Source organism: Streptomyces sp. ISL-11 (assembly GCF_018614525.1).
Classification (GTDB): domain Bacteria; phylum Actinomycetota; class Actinomycetes; order Streptomycetales; family Streptomycetaceae; genus Streptomyces.
On record NZ_JAGGOL010000047.1, the window covers coordinates 1 to 16792 of the forward strand.

Annotated in this window: 15 protein-coding genes; all 15 read left to right on the forward strand. The window is 71.7% G+C overall.

Features of this window, described 5'->3' with window-relative positions; genetic code table 11:
• Positions 1–1546 (forward strand): DUF5941 domain-containing protein (locus tag J7E86_RS11895; RefSeq protein ID WP_215081568.1); only part of this gene is annotated, 1546 nt, incomplete at its 5' end.
• On the forward strand, positions 1543–2280 hold the full coding sequence (locus J7E86_RS11900; RefSeq protein ID WP_215081569.1) for a sugar phosphate nucleotidyltransferase: 738 nt from the start codon (positions 1543–1545) through the stop codon (positions 2278–2280). The genes J7E86_RS11895 and J7E86_RS11900, both read left to right, overlap by 4 nt.
• On the forward strand, positions 2268–3329 hold the full coding sequence (locus J7E86_RS11905) for an iron-containing alcohol dehydrogenase family protein (protein WP_215081570.1): 1062 nt from the start codon (positions 2268–2270) through the stop codon (positions 3327–3329). Before J7E86_RS11900 ends, J7E86_RS11905 begins: the two co-directional genes overlap by 13 nt.
• Positions 3307–4092 carry a CDP-alcohol phosphatidyltransferase family protein gene (locus J7E86_RS11910; RefSeq protein ID WP_215081571.1) on the forward strand — a complete coding sequence of 262 codons (786 nt, stop codon included), beginning with the start codon at positions 3307–3309 and terminating at the stop codon, positions 4090–4092. The genes J7E86_RS11905 and J7E86_RS11910 overlap by 23 nt, the downstream gene beginning before the upstream one ends.
• Positions 4089–4985: a glycosyltransferase family 2 protein gene (locus J7E86_RS11915; protein ID WP_215081572.1), complete on the forward strand. Its 897-nt coding sequence runs from the start codon at positions 4089–4091 to the stop codon at positions 4983–4985. The genes J7E86_RS11910 and J7E86_RS11915 overlap by 4 nt, the downstream gene beginning before the upstream one ends.
• A 78-nt stretch (positions 4986–5063) precedes the next feature.
• Entirely contained in the window at positions 5064–5999 is a 936-nt protein-coding gene (locus J7E86_RS11920) for an ABC transporter permease (RefSeq protein ID WP_215081573.1), read from the forward strand.
• Positions 5992–6783, forward strand: a complete 792-nt coding sequence (locus J7E86_RS11925) for an ABC transporter ATP-binding protein (RefSeq protein WP_215081574.1) — start codon at positions 5992–5994, stop codon at positions 6781–6783. The genes J7E86_RS11920 and J7E86_RS11925 overlap by 8 nt, the downstream gene beginning before the upstream one ends.
• A gap of 420 nt (positions 6784–7203) precedes the next feature.
• A complete protein-coding gene (gene hpnC, locus J7E86_RS11930; RefSeq protein WP_215081627.1) occupies positions 7204–8103 on the forward strand; it encodes a squalene synthase HpnC in 900 nt (299 codons plus the stop codon).
• Complete coding sequence (hpnD, locus tag J7E86_RS11935) at positions 8100–9050, forward strand: presqualene diphosphate synthase HpnD (RefSeq protein WP_215081575.1); 951 nt, start codon at positions 8100–8102, stop codon at positions 9048–9050. The genes hpnC and hpnD overlap by 4 nt, the downstream gene beginning before the upstream one ends.
• Positions 9051–9141: 91 nt before the next feature.
• Positions 9142–10608, forward strand: a complete 1467-nt coding sequence (gene hpnE / locus J7E86_RS11940) for a hydroxysqualene dehydroxylase HpnE (protein WP_215081576.1) — start codon at positions 9142–9144, stop codon at positions 10606–10608.
• Positions 10609–10679: 71 nt separating this feature from the next.
• Positions 10680–11744 carry a polyprenyl synthetase family protein gene (locus tag J7E86_RS11945; RefSeq protein ID WP_215081577.1) on the forward strand — a complete coding sequence of 355 codons (1065 nt, stop codon included), beginning with the start codon at positions 10680–10682 and terminating at the stop codon, positions 11742–11744.
• 117 nt (positions 11745–11861) lie between these two features.
• The gene (gene shc, locus J7E86_RS11950; protein WP_215081578.1) at positions 11862–13886 is read left to right on the forward strand and encodes a squalene--hopene cyclase; all 2025 of its coding nucleotides are present in this window, start codon (positions 11862–11864) and stop codon (positions 13884–13886) included.
• A complete protein-coding gene (locus J7E86_RS11955; RefSeq protein ID WP_215081579.1) occupies positions 13886–14542 on the forward strand; it encodes a 1-hydroxy-2-methyl-2-butenyl 4-diphosphate reductase in 657 nt (218 codons plus the stop codon). Before shc ends, J7E86_RS11955 begins: the two co-directional genes overlap by 1 nt.
• Before the next feature lie 5 nt (positions 14543–14547).
• The gene (hpnH, locus tag J7E86_RS11960) at positions 14548–15570 is read left to right on the forward strand and encodes an adenosyl-hopene transferase HpnH (RefSeq protein ID WP_215081580.1); all 1023 of its coding nucleotides are present in this window, start codon (positions 14548–14550) and stop codon (positions 15568–15570) included.
• Positions 15571–15575: 5 nt separating this feature from the next.
• Positions 15576–16742, forward strand: a complete 1167-nt coding sequence (ispG, locus tag J7E86_RS11965; RefSeq protein WP_215081581.1) for a flavodoxin-dependent (E)-4-hydroxy-3-methylbut-2-enyl-diphosphate synthase — start codon at positions 15576–15578, stop codon at positions 16740–16742.
• The last annotated feature ends 50 nt before the right edge of the window (positions 16743–16792 follow it).

Below are 16792 nucleotides of genomic sequence, written 5' to 3' on the forward strand. Positions count from 1 at the left end.
CACGCACGCGGTCGCCGCCGCGACGGCCGGTGGCCCCGGGGCGACCGGAGCCCCCGCGAGCCTGCCCGACGCCCTCGCCGACCGGCTGACCGCCGACGGCGTCGCCCTGCACCGCCCGGACCTGGGCGTGCTCGTCGCCGCCGTGCCCGACGACGCCGAGGCCCGCGCCAAGACCCGGGCCGAGGTCGAGGCCGTCGACGACGAGGCCGTACGGCTGCGCACCGCCGTGAAGTCCCGCGACGGGTTCTTCACCACCTTCTGCATCAGCCCGTACTCCCGCTACCTCGCCCGCTGGTGCGCCCGCCGCGGCCTCACCCCCAACCAGGTGACCACCGCCTCGCTGCTCACCGCGCTGATCGCGGCCGGCTGCGCGGCCACCGGCACCCGGCCCGGGTTCGTCGCGGCCGGCGCGCTGCTGCTGTTCTCCTTCGTCCTGGACTGCACCGACGGCCAGCTCGCCCGCTACTCCCTGCAGTACTCCACGCTCGGCGCCTGGCTCGACGCGACCTTCGACCGCGCCAAGGAGTACGCCTACTACGCGGGCCTCGCCATCGGCGCGGCCCACGGCGGCGGCCACGACGACGTCTGGGCGCCGGCCCTCGGCGCGATGGTCCTGCAGACCTGCCGGCACGTCGTCGACTTCTCGTTCAACGAGGCCAACCACGACGCCGCCGCCAATACGAGCCCCACGGCCGCCCTCTCCGACCGGCTCGACAGCGTCGGCTGGACCGTCTGGGTGCGCCGCATGATCGTGCTGCCCATCGGCGAGCGCTGGGCGATGATCGCCGTCCTCACCGCGCTCACCACGCCCCGCGTCGTCTTCTACGCGCTGCTCGTCGGCTGCGCGCTGGCCGCCTGCTACACCACCGCTGGCCGCGTGCTGCGGTCCCTGACGCGCAAGGCCCGGCGCACCGACCGCGCCGCCCGGGCGCTGGCCGACCTCGCCGATTCCGGGCCCCTCGCGGAGGCCGTGAGCGGCAGCGTCGGGCGGAGGGTGCCCGCGAGCTCCTACAGCGCGCCCTTCTGGGCCGCGCTGGCCGCGGCCTCGCTCCTCGTGGGACCCCTCTTCGCGGACAACGGCGGCACGTGGTGGGCCGTCCTCCAGGCCGCCGGCTACGCCGTCTTCGCCGGTCTGGCCGTCGCACAGCCCCTCAAGGGCCCCCTGGACTGGCTCGTGCCCCCGGTCTTCCGGGCGGCGGAGTACGGGATCATCCTCGTCCTCGCGGCGCGGTCCGGTGCCCCCGGCGCCCTTCCTGCGGCTTTCGGCCTCGTGGCCGCGGTCGCCTACCATCACTACGACACGGTGTACCGCATCCGCGGCGGCACCGGCGCCCCCCCGCACTGGCTGGTGCGGGCGATCGGCGGGCACGAGGGACGGGTCCTGGCGGTCACGACCGCCGCCGCCCTGTGGCATGACCAAGGTTTCACCATCGCGCTGACGGTCCTCGCGGCCGCCCTCGCGATCGCGGTGCTCATCGAGAGCATCCGCTTCTGGGTGTCCTCCGGGGCGCCCGCAGTACACGACGAAACAGGAGAACCCGCATGATCGGCCTCGTGCTGGCCGCCGGCGCCGGACGGCGTCTGCGTCCCTACACCGACACTCTGCCCAAGGCCTTGGTGCCGGTGGACGGTGACACCACCATCCTCGACCTCACCCTGGCCAACTTCGCCGAGATCGGTCTGACCGAGGTCGCGATCATCGTGGGCTACCGCAAGGAAGCCGTGTACGCGCGCAAGGAGGCCCTGGAGGCCAAGTACGGCCTCAGCCTCACCCTGATCGACAACGACAAGGCCGAGGAGTGGAACAACGCCTACTCCCTGTGGTGCGGCCGTGACGCCCTCAAGCACGACGTGATCCTCGCCAACGGCGACACCGTGCACCCGGTCTCCGTCGAGAAGACCCTGCTCGCCGCCCGCGGCAACGGCCGGAAGATCATCCTCGCTCTCGACACGGTGAAGCAGCTCGCCGACGAGGAGATGAAGGTCGTCGTGGACCCCGACAAGGGCGTCCAGCGCATCACCAAGCTGATGGACCCCGCCGAGGCCACGGGCGAGTACATCGGTGTCACCCTGATCGAGGGCGAGGCCGCCGCCGACCTGGCGGACGCCCTCAAGGTCACCTTCGAGCGCGACCCCGACCTCTACTACGAGGACGGCTACCAGGAGCTGGTAAACCGCGGCTTTACGATCGACGTGGCCCCCATCGGCGATGTGAAGTGGGTCGAGATCGACAACCACGACGACCTCGCCAAGGGCCGGGGGATCGCGTGCCAGTACTGACGAGGCTCATCCCCTCGCCGGTCGTCGTCGACATCCGGGCCGGAGCGCTGGACGATCTGGCGAAGATCCTCGCCGATCAGCGGATCTCCAGCTCCGGCAAGCTGGCCATCGCCATCAGCGGCGGCTCCGGGGCGGTGCTGCGCGAGCGGCTCGCCCCGGCGCTGCCCGGCGCCTCCTGGTACGAGGTCGGCGGCGGCACCCTCGACGACGCCATCCAGCTCGGCGACGCCATGAAGAAGGGGCACTACGACGCGGTCGTGGGCCTCGGCGGCGGCAAGATCATCGACTGTGCGAAGTACGCCGCCGCACGGGTCGGCCTGCCGCTCGTGGCGGTCGCGACGAACCTGTCGCACGACGGCCTGTGCTCGCCGGTCGCCACGCTCGACAACGACGCGGGCCGCGGCTCGTACGGGGTGCCCAACCCGATCGCCGTGGTCATCGACCTCGACGTCATCCGCGAGGCACCCGTCCGTTTCGTCCGCTCCGGCATCGGCGACGCGATCTCCAACATCTCCTCCGTCGCGGACTGGGAGCTCTCCCACCGCGAGACGGGCGAGTCGATCGACGGCCTGGCCGCCGCCATGGCCCGCCAGGCCGGCGAGGCCGTGCTGCGCCACCCCGGCGGCGTCGGCGACGACAGCTTCCTCCAGGTGCTGGCCGAGGGCCTGGTCCTCACCGGCATCTCGATGTCGGTGGCCGGCGACAGCCGCCCCGCCTCCGGCGCCTGCCACGAGATCAACCACGCCTTCGACCTTCTCTACCCCAAGCGCGCGGCCAGCCATGGCGAGCAGTGCGGCCTCGGCGCCGCCTTCGCGATGCACCTGCGCGGGGCCTGCGAGGAGTCCGCGCTGATGGTCGAGGTGCTGCGGCGCCACGGCCTGCCGGTGCTGCCGCAGGAGATCGGCTTCAGCGCCGAGGAATTCGTCAAGGCGGTCGAGTACGCCCCGCGGACCCGCCCCGGGCGCTACACGATCCTGGAGCACCTCGACCTCTCCATCGACCAGATCAGGGACGCTTACGCCGACTATGCCAAAACCGTCACTAGCTGAACTCCGCCCGGTCGTTCACCCCGGCGGTCTCAAGGACCGGCGCAGCGGTGAGCACTGGGCCGGGCGCATCTACATGCGGGAGATCTCGCTGCGGTGCACCCGGGTCCTGGTCAACACCAGGCTCTCGCCCAACGGATACACCGGCCTGATGATCCTCGCCGGCATCGCGGCGGGCGCGGCACTGCTGGTGCCGGGCCTGACCGGAGCGATCCTCGGGGCGCTGCTCATCCAGCTGTACCTGCTGCTGGACTGTGTGGACGGCGAGCTCGCCCGCTGGCGCAAGGTCACCTCGACCACCGGTGTCTACCTCGACCGGGTCGGCCACTACCTCTCCGAGGCCGCCCTCCTGGTGGGCTTCGGCATCCGCGCGGCGGACGTCTTCCACCGCGACGGTTCCGCCACGCAGTGGCAGTGGGCGCTCCTGGGCACGGTGGCCGCCCTCGGCGCCATCCTGATCAAGGCCGAGACGGACCTGGTCGACGTGGCCCGCGCCCGCAGCGGCATGGCCGCGGTCGAGGACTCCGCGGCCACCCCCCGCTCCTCGGGCATGGCCCTGGCGCGGAAGGCCGCAGCCGCCCTGAAGTTCCACCGGCTGGTCGGCGGCGTCGAGGCGTCGCTGGTGATCCTGGCCGCCGGGATCGCCGACGCGGTCCACGGCGACCTGCTGTTCACCCGGATCGCCGTGGTCGCTCTGGCCGCCATCGCGGTACTGCAGACTGTGCTGCATCTCGTGTCCATCCTCGCTTCGAGCAGGCTCAAATGAGTGCTTCCTCCCTGCGGCTCGGCGCGGTTGTCCTCACCATGGGCAACCGCTCCGCGGAGCTGCGCGCACTGCTGGAGTCGGTCGCCAAGCAGGACGGTGACCCGATCGAGGTCGTCGTCGTCGGCAACGGCTCCCCGCTGCCCCCGCTGGCCGTCCCGGGCCTGACCGTACGGACCGTCGAGCTGTCGGAGAACGTCGGCATCCCGGCCGGCCGCAACGTCGGCATCGAGGCGTTCGGCCCCGCCGGGCGCGACGTCGACGCCCTGCTCTTCCTCGACGACGACGGGCTGCTGCCGGGCCAGGACACCGCCGAGCTGTGCCGGCGGGCGTTCGCCGACGACCCGAAGCTGGGCATCATCAGCTTCCGGATCGCCGACCCCGACACCGGGGTCACCCAGCGCCGCCACGTCCCCCGGCTGCGCGCCTCGGACCCGATGCGCTCCTCGCGGGTGACCACCTTCCTCGGCGGCGCCAACGCCGCCCGTACGAGGGTCTTCGCCGAGGTCGGCGGCCTGCCCGACGACTTCTTCTACGCGCACGAGGAGACCGACCTGGCCTGGCGGGCCCTCGACGCCGGCTGGCTGATCGACTACCGGTCGGACATGGTGCTGCACCACCCGACCACCGCGCCCAGCCGCCACGCGGTCTACCACCGCATGGTGGCCCGCAACCGCGTCTGGCTGGCCCGCCGCAACCTCCCGGCCCCCCTGGTCCCCGTCTACCTCGGGGTCTGGCTGCTGCTGACCCTGGCCCGGCGGCCGTCGCCGGCCGCGCTGCGGGCCTGGCTCGGCGGTTTCAAGGAGGGCTGGGCGACTCCCTGTGGTCCACGGCGCCCCATGAAGTGGCGTACCGTTTGGCGCCTGACCCGACTGGGTCGGCCTCCCGTGATCTGACAAGCTCGTGTCTGAGAGCATCGGGCGCGAACCGGGGCCACACCCCGGCAGCGCACCTTGAGGACGAAAGTGTCAACTGTGAGCGAGACAACGCACGACAGTGCGGTCGCCATGAGTGCCCCGCCATCACCCGACGACGGACTCCCCGCCGGCGAGCTGGCCAGGAAGTACGGCCTCGCGGTGAGCGGTGCCCGGCCCCCGCTGGGGGAGTACGCCCAGCAGCTGTGGGCGCGGCGGCACTTCATCCTCGCGTTCTCCCGGGCGAAGCTGACCGCGCAGTACAGCAAGGCGAAGCTCGGCCAGGTCTGGCAGGTGGCCACGCCGCTGCTGAACGCGTCGGTGTACTTCCTCATCTTCGGCGTGCTCATGCAGCAGAGCAAGGGCCTGGGGATCAGGACGTACATCCCCTTCCTGGTGACGGGCGTCTTCGTCTTCACCTTCACCCAGAGCTCGGCGATGGCGGGCGTGCGCGCCATCTCGGGCAACCTGGGGCTGGTGCGGGCGCTGCACTTCCCCCGGGCGGCGCTGCCGATCTCCTTCGCCCTGCAGCAGCTCCAGCAGCTGCTGTACTCGATGGTGGTGCTCTTCCTCTTCCTGCTCGGCTTCGGTCACCTCCCGAAGCTGACCTGGCTTTTGATCGTCCCGGTGCTGGTGCTGCAGTTCTGCTTCAACACCGGCCTCGCGATGATCCTGGCCCGTGCGGGCAGCAAGACCCCGGACCTCGCGCAGCTGCTGCCGTTCATCACCCGTACCTGGATGTACGCGTCCGGCGTGATGTACAGCCTGACCGACGCGCTGCAGAAGGCGAAGGCCCCCGCGTGGGTGGTCGACGTGCTCAGCGCCAACCCCGCCGCGGTCTACATCGACCTGATGCGCTGGTCGCTGATCGAGAACCACAGCAAGATCCACCTGCCGCCGCACGTGTGGGCCCTGGCCGTCGGCTGGGCGCTGCTCTTCGGCGTCGGAGGCTTCGTGTACTTCTGGAAGGCTGAGGAGCAGTACGGCCGTGGCTGAACAGAACCCCACCGGGGCCCCCGCCCCCCGTATCCCCACCGTGATCGCGGACGACGTCCACATCGTCTACCGCGTCTACGGCGGCAACACCGGCCGCGGCAGCGCGACCGCCGCGCTCAACCGGCTGGTCCGCCGGACGCCGGGGGCCGGCGTCCGGGAGGTGCACGCGGTCAAGGGCGTCAGCTTCACCGCCTACCGCGGCGAGGCCATCGGCCTGATCGGCTCCAACGGCTCCGGCAAGTCGACCCTGCTCAAGGCCATCGCCGGGCTGCTGCCCGCCGAGCGCGGCAAGGTCTACACCGACGGCCAGCCGTCGCTGCTGGGCGTCAACGCGGCCATGATGAACGACCTCACCGGCGAGAAGAACGTGATGCTCGGCGGCCTGGCCATGGGCATGAGCCGCGAGCAGATCAAGGCGCGCTACCAGGGGATCGTCGACTTCTCGGGCATCAACGAGAAGGGCGACTTCATCACCCTGCCGATGCGCACGTACTCCTCCGGCATGGCGGCCCGCCTGCGGTTCTCCATCGCGGCGGCCAAGGACCACGACGTGCTGATGATCGACGAGGCGCTGGCCACCGGCGACCGGTCGTTCCAGAAGCGCTCCGAGGCCCGCATCCGCGAGCTGCGCAAGGAGGCCGGCACCGTCTTCCTCGTCAGCCACAACAACCGGTCCATCCGTGACACCTGCGACCGGGTGCTGTGGCTGGAGCACGGCCGGCTGCTGATGGACGGACCGACCGAGGAGGTCGTGCGGGCCTACGAGAAGGAGACGGCCCGCTAGGGGCTGTCCGGCCGGCCGCCCGGGCCCCCGCCGCCCCGCGCGGCCGGGGGCCTTGACCTATCCGTAACGATCAACTCGCTTATTGTCAGGGCCGATTCGCCCCTCGCGTGGCATTGTATGGATCAAGCACCTACCCGGTGGCGCGGCGCACAGCTGTACGGCGTACGCTGTACCGTGCTGATTTGCGCAGAAGCGGGGCGATACCGGTGTATCCCGCCGGGATAAACCCCGGCGAAGAGGCGGCAGGCGCCCAGGGGGCGCAGGGCGGCCGTGGGGCGCCCGCCCTGCGGCGTGTCCGAAATAGGATGTTCTGGGTCGGCAGTGTAGAACGGGAGATGTGACGGCAATGGCTACGGGAACTCTCCAGCTCCGAGGCGCTCACGCCGTCGCCGACCGTGTGACGTGCCCGGGCAGTCCGCGGTGACGGCGGGGACGGCCGCGCACGAGCGCGCCGTACTCGACAAGGCCGCGCACGAGAACTTCCCCGTGGCCCCCTTCTTCCTGCCGCGCGCCTGGCGCGACGATCTCATGGCCGTCTACGGCTACGCCCGCCTCGTCGACGACATCGGCGACGGAGACCTGGCCCCCGGCGGCCGCGACGCCGAGCTGCTGGGCCTGGACCGCGACCGGACCGACGACCGCCCGGCCATGCTCGACGCCTTCGAGGCCGACCTGAAGCGCGTCTTCGACCGCTCCGGCACCGGCCCCCGCCACCCCCTGCTGCTGCGCCTGCGCCCGACCGTCCGCCGGTGCGGTCTGACCCCCGAGCCGTTCCTCGGGCTGATCGAGGCCAATCGCCAGGACCAGCGGGTGCGCCGCTACGCCACCTACGAGGACCTGCTCGCCTACTGCGAGCTGTCCGCCAACCCCGTCGGCCGCCTCGTCCTGGGCATCACCGGCACCGCCAGCCCCGAGCGGATCCGCCGCTCGGACGCGGTCTGCACCGCTCTGCAGATCGTCGAACACCTGCAGGACGTCGCCGAGGACCTCGGGCGCGACCGCGTCTATCTCCCGGCCGAGGACATGAAGCGCTTCCATGTCGGCGAGGCCGATCTGGCCCGTCCGACCAGCGGCGCGTCGTTGCGCGCCCTGGTCGCGTACGAGGCGGAACGCGCCGGGGAACTGCTGAATGAAGGCACCCCCCTGGTGGGTAGCGTCCACGGCAGGTTGAAGCTGTTGCTCGCGGGGTTCGTGGGCGGGGGGAGGGCCGCGCTCCGCGCGGTCGCCGCCGCGGGACACGACGTACTGCCCGGACCGCCCAAGCCCACCAAGCTCAGCCTGCTGCGCGAGGTGGGAGCGACACTGCGAAGAGAGGGGTGAGCGGGACCGTGAACGGATCGCCAGACGCGTCCGGGCCGGTGCTCGCCGCGTACAGCTACTGCGAGGCGGTCACCGGCCACCAGGCCGGTAACTTCAGCTACGGCATCAGACTGCTGCCGACCGCCAAGCGGCGCGCCATGTCCGCGCTGTACGCCTTCTCGCGGCGGGTCGACGACATCGGTGACGGCCCGCTGGACGCGGCCGCCAAACAGCTGCGGCTGGAGGAGACGCGCGCGCTGCTCGCCCGGATCCGGGAGGGCAGGATCGAGGAGGACGACACCGACCCGGTGGCCGTCGCGCTCAGTCATGCCGCGCGCCGCTTCCCGATCCCGCTCGGCGGGCTCGACGAACTGATCGACGGCGTTCAGATGGATGTGCGGGGGGAGACCTACGAGACGTGGGACGACCTCGCCGTGTACTGCCGCTGTGTCGCGGGCGCCATCGGGCGGCTCTCGCTCGGAGTGTTCGGCACCGTGCCCGGCGCGCGTGACGCCGCGCGCGCCTCGGAGTACGCCGATACGCTCGGACTCGCGCTCCAGCTCACCAACATCCTGCGTGACGTCCGCGAGGACGCGGCCAACGGCCGCACCTACCTCCCCTCCGACGACCTCGCCAAGTTCGGCTGCTCGGACGGTTTCCACTCCACCCGGCCCCCGGCCGGAGCCGACTTCACCGGCCTGATGCACTTCGAAATCCGGCGTGCCCGGGCCCTGTTCGCCGAGGGCACCAAGCTGCTGCCCATGCTCGACCGGCGCAGCGGCGCCTGCGTCGCCGCCATGTCCGGCATCTACCGCAGGCTACTGGATCGTATCGCCGAGGACCCCGAGGCCGTCCTGCGCGGCCGTGTCTCGCTCCCCGGCCGCGAGAAGATCTACGTCGCCGTGCGCGGCCTGTCCGGATTCGACGCCCGCAGCGTCCACCGGCGGACCGCCGGGGGGCGCGCTTGATCCCCCGGACGCCCCGTACCCGGACGGGCAAGCGGTGTGCAACCCTCCGCCGATGGCACACGTCACTGACAGCAGCCGAGGGGAAGGGCGCATGACGACACCAGGCACGACGACGCGGCCCGAGCGGCAGCGCGCGGCCGCGGCGGACCGCCCGTCCGGCGCGGCCGCGGTGGTCGTCGGCGGCGGGCTCGCCGGCATCACGGCCGCCCTCCAGCTCGCCGACGCCGGGCTGCGCGTCACCCTGATCGAGGCCCGGCCCCGGCTGGGCGGGCTCGTCTTCTCCTTCCGCCGCGGCGACCTCACCATCGACAACGGCCAGCACGTCTATCTGCGCTGCTGCACCGCCTACCAGTGGTTCCTCGACCGCGTCGACGCCGCCGAACTCGCCCCGCTGCAGAGCCGCCTGGACGTCCCCGTCCTCGACATCGGCCACCCCTCGGGCAAGCCGCGCCTGGGTCGGCTGCGCCGCACCGCCCTGCCCGTGCCGCTGCACCTGGCGGCGAGCCTCGCCACCTACCCGCACCTCTCGCTCGCCGAACGCGCCAAGGTCGGCCGCGCCGCGCTCGCCCTGCGCGGCCTCGACCTGGACGACCCCGCCCTGGACGACGAGGACTTCGCGAGCTGGCTGCGCCGCCACGGCCAGTCCGACCGCACCGTCGAGGCGCTCTGGGACCTCGTCGGCATCGCCACCCTCAACGCCACCGCCGACCGCTCCTCGCTGGGCCTGGCCGCCATGGTCTTCAAGACCGGGCTGCTCTCCGAGCCCGGCGCCGCCGACATCGGCTGGGCGCGCGTACCGCTGGGAGAGCTGCACGACACCCGCGCCCGCGCCGCCCTCGACAAGGCCGGCGTACGGACCGAGCTGCGCACCCGCGCCACCGCGGTCACCCGCGACGCGACCGGCTGGCACGTCGACACCGAGGCCGGGCCCGGCGGCGGCGAGCGGCTCGACGCGGACACCGTCGTGCTCGCCCTGCCCCAGCGCGAGACCTGCGCGCTGCTGCCCGACGGCGCGCTCGACGAACCCGACCGGCTCCTGGACATCGACACCGCGCCGATCATCAACCTCCACGTCGTATACGACCGCAAAGTCCTGCGTCAGCCGTTCTTCGCGGCGCTGGGCTCGCCCGTGCAGTGGGTCTTCGACCGCACCGACTCCTCCGGCCTCGCCGACGGGGGCGGGGAGAAGGCGGACTGGCAGTATCTGGCCGTCTCCCAGTCGGCCGCCCACGACGACATCGACCGGCCCGTCGCCGAGCTGCGCGAGCGCTATCTTCCCGAGCTGGAGCGGCTGCTGCCCGCCGCGCGCGGCGCCGGCGTACGGGACTTCTTCGTGACCCGGGAGCGGACAGCGACGTTCGCCCCCACCCCGGGCGTCGGCCGGCTCCGGCCGGGCGCCCCCACGAACACGCCCGGCCTGTTCCTGGCCGGCGCGTGGACCGCCACCGGCTGGCCCGCGACCATGGAGGGCGCGGTGCGCAGCGGTGTCCACGCCGCCGGCGCGGCACTCTCCGAGCTCGGCCGACCGCATCACGACCCCTTGCGGGAGCCGGTATGACCGAGGCGAGCCATCAAGCGTCGCGTTCCCGCAACGGGGCGCGTACGAGCACGACCACCAGAGGAGAGACCGTGACTTCGGCGATCCCAGCTGTCGACACCGCAGGCGTCAACGCCCTGCTGGAGCGCGGACGGACGCTTGCCACGCCGGTGATGCGTGCCGCCGTGGACCGGCTCGCGCCGCCCATGGACACCGTCGCCGCCTACCACTTCGGCTGGATCGACGCGGAGGGCCGGCCCACGCACGGCGACGGCGGCAAGGCCGTCCGGCCCGCCCTCGCCCTGCTCTCGGCCGAGGCCGCCGGCGCGGCGCCCGAGGTGGGCATTCCCGGCGCCGTCGCCGTGGAGCTCGTGCACAACTTCTCGCTCCTCCACGACGACCTCATGGACGGCGACGAGCAGCGCCGCCACCGCGACACGGTGTGGAAGGTCTACGGTCCCGAGCAGGCCATCCTCGTCGGCGACGCGCTCTTCGCGCTCGCGAACGAGATCCTGCTGGAGCTCGGCACGGTCGAGGCCGGCCGCGCCACCCGCCGGCTGACCACCGCCACCCGCAAGCTGATCGACGGCCAGGCCCAGGACATCTCCTACGAGCACCGCGAGCGGGTCACCGTCGAGGAGTGCCTGGAGATGGAGGGCAACAAGACCGGCGCGCTGCTCGCCTGCGCCGTGTCCATCGGCGCGGTCCTCGGCGGCGCCGACGACCGGACGGCGGACCAGCTGGAGGCGTACGGCTACCACCTCGGCCTCGCCTTCCAGGCCGTCGACGACCTGCTCGGCATCTGGGGCGACCCGGAGGCCACCGGCAAGCAGACCTGGAGCGACCTGCGCCAGCGCAAGAAGTCCCTCCCGGTCGTCGCCGCCCTCGCCGCGGGCGGCCCCGCCTCCACGCGACTCGCCGACATCCTCGCCGCCGACGCCAAGCTCGGCGACGCGCAGTCCGCCGACTTCGACGAGGAAGAATTCGCCAGCCGCGCGGCGTTGATCGAGGAGGCGGGCGGCCGGGAGTGGACCTCCCAGGAAGCCCGCCGCCAGCACGCCACCGCCATCGAAGCGCTCGACGGCGTCGACATGCCCGCGGAGGTCCGCGCCCAGCTCGTCGCGCTCGCCGACTTCGTCGTCGTACGAAAGAGATGATTCCCATTCACCCGATCTGAGTAGATCGCAGTCGCCGGCCGACGCCCTGACGGGAGCGTCGGCCGACGGAACCCCCAGCACGGCAGAGAAGAAAGATCACTGCAAAAAGGGGAAACCATGACAGCGACGACCGACGGAAGCACCGGGGCCCTGCCGCCCCGCGCAGCCGCGGCCAAGGACAGCACCACCGTTACCGACAGCACCACCCTCACGCCCCCGCCCGCCGCCGACGGGCCGGAATCGCCCCGGGCGGCCGCCGAGCGGGCCACCGCCCGGGCGGTCGAGCACCTCCTGTCCCGGCAGGACGCCGAGGGGTGGTGGAAGGGCGACCTGGAGACCAACGTCACCATGGACGCCGAGGACCTGATGCTCCGCCAGTTCCTGGGCATCTCCGACGAGCGGACCACCCGGGCGGCCGCCCTCTTCATCCGCTCCGAGCAGCGCGCCGACGGCACCTGGGCCGGCTTCCGGGGCGGCCCCCCGGAACTCTCCACGACCGTCGAGGCCTACGTCGCCCTCCGGCTCGCCGGCGACGCGCCCGACGCCCCGCACATGGCCGCCGCCTCCGCGTGGGTGCGCGAGCAGGGCGGCATCGCCGCCGCCCGCGTCTTCACCCGGATCTGGCTCGCGCTCTTCGGCTGGTGGAAGTGGGACGATCTCCCCGAACTGCCGCCCGAGATCATGTACCTGCCGAAGTGGTTCCCGCTGAACATCTACGACTTCGGCAGCTGGGCGCGGCAGACCATCGTGCCGCTCACCGTCGTGTCGGCCAAGCGGCCCGTACGCCCGGCCCCCTTCGCCCTCGACGAGCTGCACACCGACCCGCGCAGGCCCAACCCGCCGCGGCCCCTGGCCTCTGCCGCCAGCTGGGACGGCGTCTTCCAGCGCCTGGACAAGGCGCTCCACCAATACCGGAAGTTTCCGCTCAAGGCGGTGCGCCGGGCCGCGCTCAACGCGGCGGCCCGCTGGATCATCGAACGCCAGGAAAATGACGGCTGCTGGGGCGGCATCCAGCCACCCGCCGTCTACTCCGTCATCGCCCTGCACCTGCTGGGCTACGACCTCGGCCATCCCGTGCTGCGAGCGGGCCTTGAGTCGCTGGACCGGTTCGCCGTCTGGCGCGAGGACGGCTCCCGGATGATCGAGGCGTGCCAGTCCCCGGTGTGGGACACCTGTCTCGCCACCATCGCGCTCGCCGACGCGGGCGTACGGCCCGACCACCCGGCGCTCGTCAAGGCCGTCGACTGGATGCTGGACGAGCAGATCCTGCGGCCCGGCGACTGGACCGTACGGCGGCCCGAACTCCCTCCGGGCGGGTGGGCGTTCGAATTCCACAACGACAACTACCCCGACATCGACGACACCGCCGAGGTCGTCCTCGCGCTCAAGCGCGTCGGGCACCCCGACCCCACCCGGGTCGAGGCGGCCGTCCAGCGCGCGGCACGCTGGACCCTCGGCATGCAGTCGAGCGACGGCGCCTGGGCCGCCTTCGATGCCGACAACACCAGCTCCCTGCCCAACCGGCTGCCGTTCTGCGACTTCGGCGAGGTCATCGACCCGCCGTCCGCGGACGTCACCGCGCACGTCGTCGAGATGCTGGCGGTCCTCGGCAAGCAGCACGACCCGCGTACCCGGCGCGGCATCGAGTGGCTGCTCGCCGAACAGGAGGAGAACGGCGGCTGGTTCGGCCGCTGGGGCGTCAACTACGTCTACGGCACCGGGTCGGTGATCCCCGCCCTCGTCGCCGCCGGCCTCCCCGCCTCCCACCCGGCGATCCGCCGGGCCGTGCGCTGGCTGGAGAGCGTCCAGAACGACGACGGCGGCTGGGGCGAGGACCTGCGCTCCTACCGCGACCCCGAGTGGATCGGCCGCGGCACCTCCACCGCCTCGCAGACCGCCTGGGCCCTGATGGCCCTGCTCGCGGCGGGCGAGGGGGAGGGCAAGGCCGTCGAACGCGGGGTGGCGTGGCTGGTGGAGCGCCAGGCCCAGGACGGCTCCTGGGACGAACCGGAGTTCACCGGCACCGGCTTCCCGTGGGACTTCTCCATCAACTACCACCTCTACCGCCAGGTCTTCCCGGTCACGGCCCTCGGCCGCTACGTCCACGGCGATCCCCTCGCCGCCGAGCGCCGGGAGGCGTGATGACCCACGGCACGGGGAACCCCGGTCCCGTACCGCCGCTGCTGATCGCCTGCGCGCTCGGCATCGAGCGCCTCGCCCTGCGCGGCGGCGGTCTCGGCGGTGCGGCCGGCCCCGTGACCGTACTGCGCACCGGCATGGGACCGCACGCCGCGGATCAGGCCGTCACGCGCGCGCTCGCCGACGACGCGGCCATGCGGGACGCGGCCGTGATCGCCACCGGTTTCTGCGCCGGCCTGGCCCCGGGGATGCACCCCGGGGACCTGGTCGTCGCCGACGAGACCCGCGATCCGCGGGGCCGCACGGAGTGCGTCGGGGTGGAGCTGCTCGCCAAGGAGCTCGCGCGGGCGCTGCCCCGGCGCGTCATCCACACCGGTCCGCTGGTCGGCTCGGACCACGTCGTACGCGGCGCGGAGCGGGCGGCCCTGCACGCCGCGGGAGCGCTCGCGGTCGACATGGAGTCCGCCGCCACGCTCCGAAGCGCCGTCCGTGCGGGCTCACGCCCCGTTGCGGCCGTCCGAGTGGTCGTGGACGCTCCGGAACATGAACTCGTACGAATCGGGACGTTGCGGGGTGGAATATCAGCCTTCCGGGTGCTCCGCACCGTCCTTCCGGCTTTTATCGAATGGCACCGATCTTTACTGCTCCCCAGGAGGTGAGCCAGATGGCCATGCCGCTCCGTCAGTCCATCCGGGTGGGAACCTACCTTTTTGAACAGAAGGTCCGGAAGCGGGAGAAGTTCCCTCTGATCGTCGAGCTGGAACCGCTCTTCGCCTGCAATCTCAAGTGCGAGGGCTGCGGGAAGATCCAGCACCCGGCCGGTGTGCTCAAGCAGCGCATGCCCGTCGCCCAGGCCGTGGGCGCCGTGCTGGAGTCCGGCGCGCCGATGGTGTCCATCGCCGGTGGCGAGCCCCTGATGCACCCGCAGATCGACGAGATCGTGCGGCAGTTGGTTGCCAAGCGCAAATACGTCTTCCTCTGCACCAACGCGTTGTTGATGCGCAAGAAGATGGAGAAATTCACCCCCTCACCCTATTTCGCGTTCGCGGTGCACATCGACGGGCTGCGGGAGCGGCACGACGAATCCGTTGCGAAGGAAGGCGTCTTCGACGAGGCCGTGGAGGCGATCAAGGAGGCGAAGCGGCGCGGCTTCCGGGTCACCACCAACTCGACCTTCTTCAACACCGACACCCCGCAGACCATCGTCGAGGTCCTCAACTTCCTCAACGACGATCTCAAGGTCGACGAGATGATGATCTCGCCCGCCTACGCCTACGAGAAGGCTCCCGACCAGGACCACTTCCTGGGCGTCGAGCAGACCCGCGAGCTGTTCAAGAAGGCGTTCTCCGGCGGCAACCGGAGCCGCTGGCGGCTCAACCACAGCCCGCTCTTCCTGGACTTCCTGGAGGGCAAGGTCGACTTCCCGTGCACGGCGTGGGCCATCCCCAACTACTCCCTCTTCGGCTGGCAGCGCCCCTGCTATCTGATGAGCGACGGCTATGTGCCGACCTACCGGGAGCTGATCGAGGAGACCGACTGGGACAAGTACGGCCGCGGCAAGGACCCGCGCTGCGACAACTGCATGGCCCACTGCGGCTACGAACCCACGGCCGTCCTCGCCACCATGGGCTCGCTCAAGGAGTCCCTGCGCGCGGTGCGCGAGAGCGTCGCCGGGAACCGGAGCTGACCGCCGTGGGCTCCGCGCAGCCGGTCCCCCTCGGGCTCCCCGGCGTACCGGCCCGGCCACTGGCGGAGCGCCGCGCCTCGCGACGCATCCAGGTGGGTTCGGTGGCGGTGGGTGGTGGTGCGCCGGTGTCGGTGCAGTCGATGACGACGACGGTGACGGCGGATGTCGGTGCGACGCTTCAGCAGATCGCGGAGCTGACGGCGTCGGGCTGTCAGATCGTGCGGGTCGCCTGTCCGTCGCAGGACGACGCGGAGGCGCTGCCGGTCATCGCGAAGAAGTCGCAGATCCCGGTGATCGCCGATATTCACTTCCAGCCGAAGTACGTCTTCGCCGCGATCGACGCGGGTTGTGCGGCGGTGCGGGTGAATCCGGGCAACATCCGGCAGTTCGACGACAAGGTCCGCGAGATCGCGAAGGCGGCCGCGGACGCGGGCACGCCGATCCGGATCGGTGTCAACGCCGGCTCGCTGGACCGGCGGCTGCTGGAGAAGTACGGCAGGGCCACGCCGGAGGCTCTGGTGGAGTCGGCTTTGTGGGAGGCGTCGCTCTTCGAGGAGCACGGCTTCCGGGACATCAAGATCTCGGTCAAGCACAACGACCCGGTCGTGATGGTCAACGCCTACCGCCTGCTCGCGGCCCAGTGCGACTATCCGCTGCACCTCGGTGTCACGGAGGCGGGTCCGGCGTTCCAGGGCACGATCAAGTCCGCCGTCGCCTTCGGCGCGCTGCTCTCCGAGGGCATCGGTGACACCATCCGGGTCTCCCTGTCGGCCCCGCCGGCCGAGGAGATCAAGGTCGGCATGCAGATCCTGGAGTCCCTGGGCCTGCGCGAACGCCGTCTGGAGATCGTCTCCTGCCCGTCGTGCGGCCGCGCCCAGGTCGATGTCTACAAGCTCGCCGACCAGGTGACCGCCGGCCTGGAGGGCATGGAGGTCCCGCTGCGCGTGGCCGTCATGGGCTGTGTCGTCAACGGTCCCGGCGAGGCACGTGAGGCCGACCTGGGAGTCGCCTCCGGCAACGGCAAGGGCCAGATCTTCGTCAAGGGCGAGGTCATCAAGACCGTCCCCGAATCGAAGATCGTCGAGACCCTCATCGAGGAAGCACTGAAGATCGCCGAATCCATGGCGGCGGCGGGAGTCGCCTCCGGCCCGCCCGATGTCACCGTGAGCTGACACCGGACGAGCCCGCCGGACCCGGGCCGCGGGGGCCGCCACGGACCCCG

What these genes read in the sequence shown, in the direction of transcription:
- J7E86_RS11900 (WP_215081569.1), top strand. Translation starts at nt 1,543, where the DNA reads ATGATCGGCCTCGTGCTGGCCGCCGGCGCCGGACGGCGTCTGCGTCCC.
- J7E86_RS11910 (WP_215081571.1), top strand. Translation starts at nt 3,307, where the DNA reads ATGCCAAAACCGTCACTAGCTGAACTCCGCCCGGTCGTTCACCCCGGC.
- J7E86_RS11915 (WP_215081572.1), top strand. Translation starts at nt 4,089, where the DNA reads ATGAGTGCTTCCTCCCTGCGGCTCGGCGCGGTTGTCCTCACCATGGGC.
- hpnE (WP_215081576.1), top strand. Translation starts at nt 9,142, where the DNA reads ATGACGACACCAGGCACGACGACGCGGCCCGAGCGGCAGCGCGCGGCC.
- shc (WP_215081578.1), top strand. Translation starts at nt 11,862, where the DNA reads ATGACAGCGACGACCGACGGAAGCACCGGGGCCCTGCCGCCCCGCGCA.
- J7E86_RS11955 (WP_215081579.1), top strand. Translation starts at nt 13,886, where the DNA reads ATGACCCACGGCACGGGGAACCCCGGTCCCGTACCGCCGCTGCTGATC.
- hpnH (WP_215081580.1), top strand. Translation starts at nt 14,548, where the DNA reads ATGGCCATGCCGCTCCGTCAGTCCATCCGGGTGGGAACCTACCTTTTT.